The organism is Bacillus cereus group sp. Bc010, assembly GCF_027716745.1.
In the GTDB taxonomy this organism is placed as follows: Bacteria; Bacillota; Bacilli; order Bacillales; family Bacillaceae_G; genus Bacillus_A; species Bacillus_A pacificus.
Genome location: NZ_JAQFUY010000032.1, coordinates 35,545 through 48,404, shown reverse-complemented (window position 1 = coordinate 48,404; position 12,860 = coordinate 35,545). Strand labels below are relative to the sequence as shown.

The following is a 12,860-nucleotide window of genomic DNA, read 5'->3' as shown; positions in this document are numbered from 1 at the left end:
ATAAAGTTAGTTTGTCTAGCATCTAAAATAAAAATTGACGTTTCACGTTGTTTGTTTCGTTCAGTTTTCAAAGAACTGCTTCGTCGCTCAGAAGCGACTTTATTAATATAACATTTCGTTATATTTTCGTCAACAACTTTTTTCAATAAGTTGTTTTTCGTTTGTTTTGCTTGTTACCTTTCGTGGCAACGAATATAAATATACCAGTTTGATTATTAAAATGCAATAGTTTTTCTAATAAAATTTTTAACTTAGTAAAAAAGTATAAAAACAGCACTTTTCTTCTATATAAATATAATTTCTCCCAACATCGGCATCTAATGCCCCACGTTCATACTCAAATAAAAAAAGCTTTGGAGAAATCTCCAAAGCTTAGTCTTGTTTATGACGCATAGCAGGGAATAATAGTACGTCACGAATAGATGGTGCATTCGTTAATAACATAACAAGACGATCAATACCAATTCCTAGTCCACCTGTAGGAGGCATACCATACTCAAGAGCTTCAATATAATCATCATCCATCATGTGAGCTTCATCATTACCTTGTTCGCGTTCTTTTAATTGTGCTTCAAAACGTTCTTTCTGATCGATTGGATCATTTAATTCAGTGAATGCATTTGCATGTTCACGTGCAACAATAAATAATTCGAAACGATCTGTGAATCGTGGATCTTCGTCATTCTTTTTCGCAAGTGGCGAAATTTCTACCGGATGACCGTAAATAAATGTTGGTTGGATTAATTTATCTTCTACTTTTTGCTCGAAGAATTCATTAATAATATGACCAACTTCCATTGTATCCTTAATTTCTACATTATGTTCTTTTGCAAGTTCACGCGCTTCTTCTACACTCATCGGATTCCAGAAATCTGCTCCAGAATGTTCTTTAATTGCATCTACCATATGAAGACGTGTCCATTCTGGTTCTAGATTAATTTCATAATCACCATACTGGATTGTTGTTGTACCTAGTACTTGCTTCGCGATATGAGCAACCATATTTTCTGTTAATTTCATAATATCTTTATAATCAGCATACGCTTCATATAATTCAATCATCGTAAACTCGGGATTATGACGAGTTGATACACCCTCGTTACGGAATACACGGCCGATTTCATAAACTTTTTCTAATCCACCCACAATAAGGCGTTTTAAATGAAGTTCAATTGCGATACGCATATATAATTCCATATCTAACGCATTATGGTGCGTGATGAAAGGACGCGCAGAAGCTCCACCTGCAATTGCGTGCATCATAGGTGTTTCCACTTCAAGATAACCATTGTCATCTAAGTATCTTCTCATTTCACGAATGATTTTACTGCGAGTAACAAATGTTTCACGGCTTTCCATACTTGTAATTAAGTCTAAGTAACGTTGACGGTAGCGTTGTTCAACATCTTTTAATCCATGATATTTATCCGGTAATGGACGAAGAGATTTCGTTAATAGCGTAAAGCTCGTTGCTTTCACCGAAAGTTCTCCAACGTTCGTTTTGAAAATTTTACCTTCAATACCTACTAAGTCACCTAAATCTGCTGTTTTAAATAATTCGTACTCTTCATCTCCAACAGCATCTTTACGAACGTAAATTTGAACTTGTCCATGTAAATCTTGAATATGTGCAAATCCAGCTTTTCCTTTACCGCGTTTTGTCATAATACGACCAGCGATAGAAACAGAGATTTCTTTCTCCTCTAATTCTTCTTTAGAGAACTCTCCATATAGACTTAATAATTCATTTGTTGCATTTGTACGTTCAAAACGTTTACCGAACGGATCGATCCCTTGCTCACGTAAGTTATGTAGCTTTTCACGACGAACAAGCAATTGGTCGTTTAATTCTTCGTGGTTCATGTTATCCATGGTATTGATATCACTCCAGCTCTATTAATTTTTACAATATATACAGTATAGCATTTTCTACTCAACTAGAAAAACTGCCAGCAACTAACTGGCAGTTCTTCTTTCTTTCACGTAATTATAGGAAGTGTATAGAAGAATGTCAATCTTCCCTCCCTATTATTAACCAACGTGAATTGTTTGTTGTTTCGCTTCTACTTCTTCTACAAATGTACCTAATACATTCGCTAAGTCTTCACGCGTATTACAAGCATTGATACCATTACGTACAGTTGCATTACCACGAATGCCCTTTAAATACCAAGCTGCGTGCTTTCTCATCTCTCTTACAGCGACATTTTCATTCTTTAAATCGATCAGACGATCTAGATGCAACATACATACGTCAATTTTCTCACGTACTGTCGGTTCTGGCATTAATTCACCCGTCTCTAAATACTTTACCGTACGATAAATCATCCATGGATCTCCAAGGGCAGCGCGGCCAATCATAACACCATCTACACCGATTTCATCAAGCATACGCTTTGCATCTTGTGGCGTTGCGACATCACCATTTCCGATAACCGGGATATTTACAGCTTGCTTTACTTGTTTAATAATATCCCAATCCGCTTTTCCTTCATACATTTGTACTCGTGTGCGCCCATGAACCGCTACCGCTTGTCCACCAGCACGCTCAACAGCCTTCGCATTCTCGATTGCGAAAATATGATCCTCATCCCAACCAATACGCATTTTAACTGTAACTGGTTTTTCTACAGCATCTACAACTGCCGCTACCATTTCATATATTTTATTTGGGTCTAAAAGCCACTTTGCTCCTGCATCACACTTAACGATTTTTGGTACTGGGCACCCCATATTAATATCAATGATGTCTGCTGTCGTATATTGATCTACGTATTTCGCAGCATCTACAAGAGTTTCTTTCTCGCCACCAAAAATTTGTAAACTTAATGGCTTTTCTCTCTCATCAATATATAGCATATCTAATGTTCTTTTATTGTTCAGTAGTATCGCCTTATCACTTACCATTTCAGCACAAACTAGGCCTGCACCGAATTCTTTTACTGTCAAACGGAATGCAGAGTTACACACTCCCGCCATCGGTGCTAATACAACCGGATTTTTCATCTCAATATTTGCGATTTTTAACACTCGATTTACTCCTTCCTTCATGGTCACTTTGGCATTAGCTCATCTATCGAGACCTTCAATGCTTTAGCAACTTCCACTACAAAGTCTTGGGAAGGCGATCGATTCCCTCGCTCAACTTCACCTAAAACAGATACAGATACCCCTAATTCTTTTGCAAAACCTTCTTGCGTATAACCTTTTAGTTTTCGAAAAGCACGAATGCGTCTTCCCCATTTTTCTGCTTCCATACCGTTACTCCCTCTCGCCTTTTCATTTCTTCTACTTGTGAACGTGAAATGTTTTGTTTTATATCTTGATTAATCTCTAACAACGGAACGATAACAAAAGCTCTTTCGAACATCCGCGGATGCGGAACAATAAGATTCTCTGCTTCAATATTTTCTTGATTATATAGTAAAATGTCAAGGTCGATAGTCCTAGGTCCCCACCTAATTTCCCTTTTTCTTCCTAGATCATTTTCTACTTTTTGCGTTACTTTCAATAATTCTTGCGGTGATAAATTGGTAGAAATTTTTATAACTAAATTTAAAAAGCAACTCTGGTCAGTATAGCCAACCGGTTCCGTCTCATATACAGACGAAACATCCTCAACTTTGATATAAGGATTTTTATTCAGAAACTGAATCGCTTCAGTTAAATACGTATAACGTTCTCCAATATTTGAACCTAATGCAATGTAAGCTATATTATTCATGGACGTTCTCTCGTAATTTCTACCGCTACAGCACGATAATGTCCCGGTATCGGCGGATCTGGTTTAATTACCTTTATCGTACATCTTGAAATACTCTCATATTGTTTCAATATATCTGTAGCAATATTTTCAGCAATACTCTCTACAAGCTTATATGTTCTATCTTCTACAACTTTCCTACATAATTCGAAAAGCTCTCCATAATTAACAGAATGCTCTAAGTCATCACTTTCTCCTGCTTGTTTCAAATCCAATTCCACCGTTAAGTCCACTTTAAATCTCTGGCCCAATTTATTTTCCTCTGGGAATACACCATGATAACCGTAAAACTCCATATCATGAATATAAATTTTATCCAATTACTTTCCCCCCTTACCAATCATCGCATCCATCATCTTAGCCATACGCGCCATTTCCTTCACATCATGAACACGAACAAACTCACAACCCTTTTCAATACCAAGACAAACGGTAGCTCCCGTCCCCTCAAGACGTTCTTCTACCGGTAAATCTAGCACATGCCCAATAAAGGACTTTCTCGAAGTACCTAAGAGAACTGGATAACCTAGTACGTTTAACTGTTCTAAATTACGCATCGCTTCTAAATTTTGTTCAGGCGTTTTAGCAAAACCGATACCTGGGTCTAAAATGATATTCTCATCTCGCACGCCAGCATCTTTAGCAATTTTAATACTGTCATATAAGTCAGCAATCATATCAGCCATTAAATTACGATAATTCATATTATCGCGATTATGCATTAAGATAATAGGTACATCGTAATGAGCTGCAACTTCAGCGATTTTTGGTTCCGCCTTCGCTCCCCAAATATCATTAATAATATGAGCACCAGCTTCAATTGCTTGTTTTGCAACTTCCGCTTTATACGTGTCGATAGAAATAGGCAATTTCACCTCTTTTGAAACAGCCTGAATCATTGGAACAACTCGTTTTATTTCTTCTTCCACCGATACTTTAGCAAAGCCCGGACGAGTAGATTCGCCACCAATATCAATAATATGAGCACCTTCTTCTCGCATTTCTTTCGCATGGCGCACTGCAGCATCTACCTCGTTGTAACTCCCACCATCAGAAAACGAATCTGGTGTTACATTTAAAATCCCCATAATTAACGTTTTTTCATTTAAGTTCAATGTATATTCGCCGCAGCGCAAATCATAATCCCACTTCAAACTACACATCTCCTCTTCGTAATTCATTTCTGCTCCACAATTTCTCTCTCTGCATTTCATAAAGATCCATAAACCTTTTTGTAACCACACCTACTTTACCCGGGAAATCTCGCCCCTCTATACGATTAAGCGGAACAATTTCTTGAATCGAGTTTGTTACGAAGACTTCATCAGCTGAAAGTAATTCATCTTTTGTAAAGAGACCTTCCTTTACTTCTATACCCATCTTTTCAGCAACCTTTATAATAAACGCACGAGTGATACCATTTAAAATCCCCGTTTTTAAAGAAGGTGTATATAAAATATCACCTTTTACAAAAAAGAGATTCGAAACAATGCCCTCTGCAACATAACCTGTTTCAGTAAGGAAAATACCTTCCTTATTCACAACATTGCCTATTTCGCGTTTCCCCAAAATGTTATTTAAATAATGGTGAGACTTCAAGCGAGATGCACCCTCTGGTGTATTTCTCACTTGATTTAAGACAACCCCTTCTTTTTCCACTACATCTCCCGGGGCCGCTAAAGGTTTTATAAAAACAATAATAGACGGCTCTTCATACATTTCTGTTTGCAATCCAATTTCATCTATACCCGCCGATACATTAAAACGGACATACGCATGCTCTAATTTATTCTTAACGAGTAAATTCTTCAAAATAAGTATTACTTCATCTTTCGTTATCGACCATTTAATTTGCAACGTATCCAGCGCATCTATTAAACGGTCATAATGATCATCCAATAAGAAAGGATGACCATTATAAATACGAAACGTCTCGAAAACTCCAAGTCCATATAAATAACCGTGGTCATACGGCGAAATTCTCGCTTCACTCGCTTCTACATACTGACCATTTACGTAAATTAACATGATGTCACACTTGGACTATATTTACGAATGAAATTCTGCAACAACTCTTTTCCGTGAGAAGTCATAATAGATTCCGGATGGAACTGTACACCTTCAATCGGTAATGTTGTATGACGGAGCGCCATAATTTCCCCTTCTTCCGTCCAAGATGTTACCTCTAAGCACTCCGGTAATGTCTCTTTCTTAACAATAAGGGAATGATAGCGCGTCGCAGTAAATGGATTAGGGATATCCGAAAAAATCGTCTTCTCATCATGATGCATAAGCGATGTTTTCCCATGCATTAATCGCTCTGCACGGACAACCTCTCCACCAAACACTTGCGCAATAGATTGATGCCCTAGACAAACCCCAAAAATCGGAATCTTTCCAGCAAAGTATCGAATAACCTCCATACTAATCCCTGCCTCATTCGGACTACATGGACCTGGTGAAATCATTAAAAAGTCTGGTTTCATATTCTCAATATCTGAAATAGTCACTTCATCGTTACGTTTAACAACAAGCTCTTGTCCAAGTTCTCCAAGAAACTGCACTAAATTAAATGTAAAAGAATCATAATTATCAATCATTAATATCATTTCTCTCACCTAACCGTTTCTTCGCTACGTTCTTTTGCACGCCATAAAGCAATCGCCTTTTTTAACGACTCTTTATATTCATTTTCCGGATTTGAATCAATTACAATTCCCGCTCCCGCTTGTACATGTGCTTTTCCATCTTTAGCAAGAAGTGTCCTAATCACAATATTCAATTCTGTATCTCCAGAATAACCAATCCAACCAATTGAACCTGTATAAATCCCTCGGCGAACAGGTTCTAGTTCTTCAATAATTTCCATCGTACGTATTTTCGGGGCACCAGTAATTGTCCCCCCAGGGAATACAGCCTTCACTAAATCAAAAGCATCTTTATCTTCTTCCACCTCACCACGCACATTAGAAACAATATGCATAACGTGTGAGTATTTCTCAATTACCATAAATTCATCTACTTCTACAGTTCCATATTTACAAACACGCCCTAAATCATTTCGCTCTAAATCTACAAGCATGACATGCTCTGCTCGTTCCTTTTCATTCTCAATTAATTCTCTTGCCAACTCTTCATCCTCTTGCTCATTCGCCCCTCTAGATCTCGTTCCAGCAATTGGTCTTGTACTTACTTCAGTTCCTTGTTTCTTAATTAGCAACTCCGGCGATCCACTAACAATTTGAAAATCCCCAAGCTCCAAGTAACCCATATATGGAGATGGATTAATTTCGCGAAGACTTGTATAAATTTCTAATGGGTGTGTTTGTAACGTTCTTTCTTGTCTTGTTGACAAGTTCACTTGGAACACATCACCAGCACCAATATATTCTTGAATACATTCAACTGCCTTCATAAAACCTTCTTCAGTAAAAGCAACTGCTTCACTTTTCTTTTCAGGGCACGCAAACGGCATAGTCACTTCTGGCGCTTCTGTCGTCCAAAGAACCTTCCATTCATTTAATCGTTCTTTTGCCTCTTCATGCTTATCTGCATAATGTGTAATAATCCATAATACTTTTTCTTCTTGATCATACACAAACACATCATCAAATAATAAAAAGAATATATCAGGTATATTAATATCATCCTCCGCAAGAGAAGGAAGTTTTTCAATATAACGGATGCAATCATAACTAAAATAACCAATTGCACCACCTTGAAAAGGCGGGTATTCCGGATTATAATCCGTTTTCCATCGCCCCATATATTCCTGCATTAAATCTAATGGGTTTCCTTGCTTTATTGTTTCCTTACCACTTTCACTTATATGTAACGTTTCACCCTTCCCTCGGATTACCGCTACCGGGTTTAACCCCACAATGTTATAACGACCGCCACGCCCACTCTCTAACAAAATATGTTGCGGTTTATCCTTAGAAAGAAATTTATATTGCTTAAAGAAATCTAACTGATATGGAATAGAAAGCGCTAAAGATTTTCTTCGTTGCATATCAACACCCCGTCTTCTTTTATCCCACCCTCTTAGATTAATCATTTCAAACTACATGTGTTATGTATATGGAGAATGATTATACTCGAGGGCTAGTGAAAATAAATTAATTATACTACCTCTTATTTTACATGAAGTTTTCTAGTCATTCACTCTTTTCCTATTTCCAATCCAAAAAGAAAAAGCATCCTTTTTCAAGGATGCTTTTTCAATCACATATAATTAAGACTCAAATTGATAAAGTGGTGTACTTAAATAACGTTCACCGTTACTTGGGATAATAACAAGTACCTTTTTCCCTTTGCCTAACTTTTTCGCAATTTCTGTTGCTGCATAAATAACTGCTCCAGAAGAGATACCAACTAGAATACCTTCCTCTTTTGCCACTCTTCTTGCATATTCAAACGCTTGCTCCGTTTTCACTTGAACAATTTCATCATATACTTCTACATCCAATGTCTCTGGGATAAATCCAGCCCCAATTCCTTGGATTTTATGCGGACCTGGTTTCCCACCGGATAATACTGGTGAATCCGCAGGTTCTACTGCATAAATTTTAATATCTTTATACGCTTCCTTCAGCACTTCACCAGCACCAGTAATCGTTCCACCCGTACCAATACCTGCAATAAACGCATCTAATTGGTCGCCCATTTGTTCAACAATTTCTGGACCTGTTGTTAAACGGTGAATTTCTGGATTCGATTGGTTTTTGAACTGTTGTGGTATAAAGTAACCATTCTCTTTTGCTAATTCAGTCGCTTTACGAATTGCTCCACCCATTCCTTCAGGCCCTGGAGTCAATACTAATTCCGCACCGTAAGCACGTAATAAATTACGACGTTCAATACTCATTGTTTCTGGCATTACTAAAATTGCCTTATATCCTTTAGCAGCCGCTACCATCGCTAAACCAATTCCCGTGTTACCACTTGTCGGTTCAATGATTGTATCGCCTTCTTTTAATAATCCTTTTTTCTCAGCATCTTCAATCATAGCTAATGCGATACGATCTTTAACGCTGCTCCCTGGATTCATAAATTCTAATTTTAAGTATATATCTGCGCTGTCTGATTCTACGATGCGGTTCAACTTAACGATCGGCGTTTTCCCGATTAATTCTGAAACTGATTGTGCCACTCGCATTCCTGTCACTCCTAACACCGAGTATTTTTATTGGTTTTATCTATATTTAGATTTTGTCAGAAAATTCCCTGTTTGTCAATGTATTTAGAGGGCGAATTCCCTTATTACAAATTCTCAATTAAATTTGTAATATCTTCTTTAGAGAACTTGTATCGCTCATTACAGAAATGACAATGAACTTCTGTTTCTTCTTCTTCTTCACGAACTTGCTCTAACTCCGTTTTACCTAAACTAATTAACACACTCTCGATACGTTCGCGAGAGCATGTGCAATTAAATTGAACATCCATCGTTTCTAATACTTTTACCTTATCTTCTCCAAGGACTGCATACAGTAACTCTTCTGGAGAAAGCCCTTGTTCGATCAATGTTGATACAGGAGGAATCTTCTGTAAACGCTCTTCAATGAATGAAATTGTTTCTTCCTGTGCACCTGGCATAATTTGAAGAATAAATCCACCCGCTGCTAATATGCTATCATCTCCATTTACAAGGACACCAACACCTACAGAAGAAGGCGTCTGCTCAGAAACTGCAAAATAATACGTGAAGTCTTCTCCTAATTCTCCTGAAACAATTGGAGATTGACCAATAAACGGCTCACGCATACCAATATCTTTAATTACCGTTACAAATCCTTCAGTACCTACCGCCTGATATACACGTAATTTCCCTTGTTCTGTTCCTTCAAAGTCAACATGTGGATTCGTTACATAACCACGCACATCCCCATTTGCATGAGCATCTACTAAGATCGGACCAATCGGGCCATTACCTTCTACCTTAATCGTTAGCTTTTGGTCACCTTTTAACATTGCACCCATCATTGTACCTGCAGTTAAAGAACGACCAAGTGCTGCTGAAGCTGTTCTCCATGTATCATGACGTCTTTGCGCCTCACTTACCGTATTTGTAGTACGTACACTATACGCACGCACTTCACCATCAAACGCTAACGCTTTTACTAAATAATCTTTCATATTTATTTATTCACCTTTCTCATGCTGTAAATTTGCATTACGCTCATATAACATATACAAACCTTTTAATGTTAAGAATGGATCTACAACATCAATTACATTCGATTCTTCTGAAATTAATTTCGCTAATCCACCTGTTGCAATAACTTTTGGTTCTTGTTTAGCTTCCTCTTTCATGCGCTTAACAATACCTTCCACTTGTCCAACATAACCATAAAGAATACCAGATTGCATCGCACTTACCGTATTCTTCCCAACAACACTGCTTGGTTTTGTAATTTCAATACGAGGAAGTTTTGCCGCTCTACTATATAAAGCCTCTGCTGAAATCATAATTCCCGGTGTAATAACGCCACCCATATAATGCTTTTCTTCGTTAATATAACAATATGTAGTAGCCGTACCAAAATCGACAATAATAAGCGGACTTCCATATAAGTGAATTCCTGCTACTGCATTTACGATTCGATCCGCACCTACTTCACGTGGATTTTCATATTTAATATTTAGCCCCGTTTTTATTCCAGGGCCTACTACAAGCGGCTTAATTTTAAAATACTTTTCACACATGCGCTCTAAAGCAAACATAATTGGTGGTACGACTGAAGACACGATAATACCTTTCACATCTTCAAACGAAAGACCCTCATGCTCAAGCAACTGTTTTACAAGCATTCCATATTCATCTTCTGTCTTATGACGATCTGTTTCCATGCGCCAATGTTGACGAAGTTCCCCCTCTTCAAACACGCCCAGTACAGCATTTGTGTTCCCTACATCCAATACAAAAATCATATTCTCACCACTTATCTTATTTAATCTATATTTGTGCAGTATGTATAAAACTTATAAAAACATCATATCACACATACTTATATAATCAGCTTTTCTGTCCTCATCATTTTACAAAAAGATTACTCCCTATTTCAATTTTTAATACCAGATTTATTTAAATTCTTTTTCTACTTCATTTCGTTACACAAATAAAAAAAAAGGAGTGACCACCGTCACTCCTTCATTTCTTACTTATCTTCTGATTCTTCATCATCCTTCTTCATGTTGATGTTTACTTTCACATCAGCTGAAGATGTTGGACGTTCTGGCAATCTGCCATAATCACATAAATGATTGATTTGCTCAGCATCTAACGTTTCTACTTCAAGTAACGTTTTTGCAATAAGATCTAACTTATCACGATTTTCAGTAAGAATGTCTTTTGCACGAGCATAACATTCTTTCATAATCGTTTGCATTTCCACATCGATGTCGTGTGCAATTGCATCACTGTAGTTTTGTTCTGAATGGAAGTCTCTTCCTAAGAACACTTGACCACCTTGTGAGCTACCAAATTGCATTGGTCCAAGCTTATCACTCATACCAAATTCCGTTACCATACGTCTTGCAATGCCAGTCGCACGTTGGAAGTCGTTGTGAGCACCTGTACTCACTTCACCAAATACAATCTCCTCGGCTACTCGACCACCAAGTAAACCAGTAATTTTATCAAGTAACTCTGGCTTTGTCATGAAGTAACGATCTTCTTTCGGAAGCATTACTGCATATCCACCAGCTTGACCACGAGGGACAATTGTTACTTTATGAACGACATCTGCTTCATCAAGAACAACACCAATTACAGTATGGCCTGCTTCATGGAAAGCAACGATATTACGTTCTTTTTCAGAGATAACACGACTTTTCTTAGCCGGACCTGCAATAACACGATCCGTTGCTTCATCAATGTCACTCATATCAATTTTCTTCTTATCTTGACGCGCAGCTACTAACGCAGCTTCGTTTAATAAGTTTTCAAGATCGGCACCAGAGAATCCCGGTGTACGAGTTGCAATTGCTCTTAAGTTGATATTCTCATCAAGCGGTTTATTACGAGCATGTACTTTCAGTACAGCTTCACGGCCATTTACATCTGGACGATCTACTGTAATTTGACGGTCAAAACGACCTGGACGTAATAATGCTGGGTCAAGAATATCAGGACGGTTTGTCGCAGCGATGATAATAATACCTTCGTTTGCACCGAAGCCATCCATTTCAACAAGTAATTGGTTCAACGTTTGCTCGCGCTCATCATGGCCACCACCAAGACCCGCACCACGTTGACGTCCTACTGCATCAATTTCATCAATGAAAATGATACAAGGAGCATTTTTCTTTGCATTTTCGAATAAATCACGTACACGTGATGCACCGACACCGACGAACATCTCTACGAAGTCAGAACCACTGATAGAGAAGAACGGAACGCCTGCCTCACCTGCAACAGCACGTGCTAATAAAGTTTTACCTGTACCTGGAGGTCCAACTAATAGAACACCCTTCGGAATACGGGCACCAACTTCAGCGAACTTACGAGGATCTTTCAAGAATTCAACTACCTCAACAAGCTCTTGTTTCTCTTCATCCGCCCCAGCAACATCTCTGAAACGAACCTTTTTCTTTTCGTCATTATATAACTTCGCCTTACTTTTCCCGAAGTTCATAACACGGCTACCGCCGCCCTGAGCTTGGTTTAACAAGAAGAAGAATAAAATGAAGATAATAACAAACGGAATGATAGAAGTAAAGAATGTTACCCAAGCACTTGTTTCTTCTGCTGGTTGATACTTAACTTCAGCACCTTGCGCTTTGTCATTAATTTTCTTTTGTAATTCCTCAGTATTTGGTGCGTAAGTAACAAATTGTTCTCCTTGGCTAGAGTTGTTAAATTGTCCTTTTACCTCAAACACACCATTTTTCGGTTGAAGTTGCACATTACGAACTTCACCTTTTTCTAGTTTAGTAATGAATTTATCGTAGCTAACTGATGTCGTTTTTTGTGTCGAACCATTAAAATAGCTCACGATTCCAATTACTACTAGGAATATCAGTAAATAAAAGATGGTATTACGGAAGATACGATTCATTCCTAACCTCCTCTCACGGCATAAACACTATAGTA

Annotated in this window: 13 protein-coding genes; all 13 read right to left on the bottom strand. The window is 37.9% G+C overall.

Annotated features, from left to right (window positions below; translation table 11 throughout):
* Positions 1–372: 372 nt before the first annotated feature.
* Entirely contained in the window at positions 373–1,872 is a 1,500-nt protein-coding gene (gene lysS / locus PDQ68_RS23775; RefSeq protein ID WP_016716244.1) for a lysine--tRNA ligase, read from the bottom strand.
* A 159-nt stretch (positions 1,873–2,031) separates the two neighbouring features.
* Positions 2,032–3,030 (bottom strand): tRNA dihydrouridine synthase DusB, encoded by a 999-nt coding sequence (gene dusB, locus PDQ68_RS23770; protein ID WP_000912258.1) that lies wholly within the window; start codon positions 3,028–3,030, stop codon positions 2,032–2,034.
* A gap of 23 nt (positions 3,031–3,053) precedes the next feature.
* Complete coding sequence (locus PDQ68_RS23765) at positions 3,054–3,257, bottom strand: helix-turn-helix domain-containing protein (RefSeq protein WP_000387027.1); 204 nt, start codon at positions 3,255–3,257, stop codon at positions 3,054–3,056.
* Entirely contained in the window at positions 3,209–3,724 is a 516-nt protein-coding gene (gene folK, locus PDQ68_RS23760) for a 2-amino-4-hydroxy-6-hydroxymethyldihydropteridine diphosphokinase (RefSeq protein ID WP_001059445.1), read from the bottom strand. The genes PDQ68_RS23765 and folK overlap by 49 nt, the downstream gene beginning before the upstream one ends.
* Complete coding sequence (folB, locus tag PDQ68_RS23755) at positions 3,721–4,083, bottom strand: dihydroneopterin aldolase (RefSeq protein ID WP_000358059.1); 363 nt, start codon at positions 4,081–4,083, stop codon at positions 3,721–3,723. The genes folK and folB overlap by 4 nt, the downstream gene beginning before the upstream one ends.
* A complete protein-coding gene (folP, locus tag PDQ68_RS23750) occupies positions 4,084–4,944 on the bottom strand; it encodes a dihydropteroate synthase (protein WP_061183158.1) in 861 nt (286 codons plus the stop codon). It lies immediately after the preceding gene.
* The gene (gene pabC, locus PDQ68_RS23745) at positions 4,919–5,791 is read right to left on the bottom strand and encodes an aminodeoxychorismate lyase (protein WP_016716242.1); all 873 of its coding nucleotides are present in this window, start codon (positions 5,789–5,791) and stop codon (positions 4,919–4,921) included. The genes folP and pabC overlap by 26 nt, the downstream gene beginning before the upstream one ends.
* On the bottom strand, positions 5,785–6,372 hold the full coding sequence (gene pabA, locus PDQ68_RS23740; RefSeq protein WP_000602301.1) for an aminodeoxychorismate/anthranilate synthase component II: 588 nt from the start codon (positions 6,370–6,372) through the stop codon (positions 5,785–5,787). The genes pabC and pabA overlap by 7 nt, the downstream gene beginning before the upstream one ends.
* A gap of 5 nt (positions 6,373–6,377) precedes the next feature.
* Positions 6,378–7,775: an aminodeoxychorismate synthase component I gene (pabB, locus tag PDQ68_RS23735; RefSeq protein WP_016716241.1), complete on the bottom strand. Its 1,398-nt coding sequence runs from the start codon at positions 7,773–7,775 to the stop codon at positions 6,378–6,380.
* Positions 7,776–7,997: 222 nt separating this feature from the next.
* Positions 7,998–8,921, bottom strand: coding sequence for a cysteine synthase A (gene cysK / locus PDQ68_RS23730; RefSeq protein WP_001261701.1), 924 nt, complete (start codon positions 8,919–8,921; stop codon positions 7,998–8,000).
* A gap of 104 nt (positions 8,922–9,025) precedes the next feature.
* Entirely contained in the window at positions 9,026–9,901 is an 876-nt protein-coding gene (gene hslO, locus PDQ68_RS23725) for a redox-regulated molecular chaperone HslO (protein ID WP_000656366.1), read from the bottom strand.
* Between the two features lie 6 nt (positions 9,902–9,907).
* Entirely contained in the window at positions 9,908–10,696 is a 789-nt protein-coding gene (locus PDQ68_RS23720; RefSeq protein WP_000578367.1) for a type III pantothenate kinase, read from the bottom strand.
* A 227-nt stretch (positions 10,697–10,923) separates the two neighbouring features.
* Positions 10,924–12,825 (bottom strand): ATP-dependent zinc metalloprotease FtsH, encoded by a 1,902-nt coding sequence (gene ftsH, locus PDQ68_RS23715; protein ID WP_001079658.1) that lies wholly within the window; start codon positions 12,823–12,825, stop codon positions 10,924–10,926.
* Between the last annotated feature and the right edge of the window lie 35 nt (positions 12,826–12,860).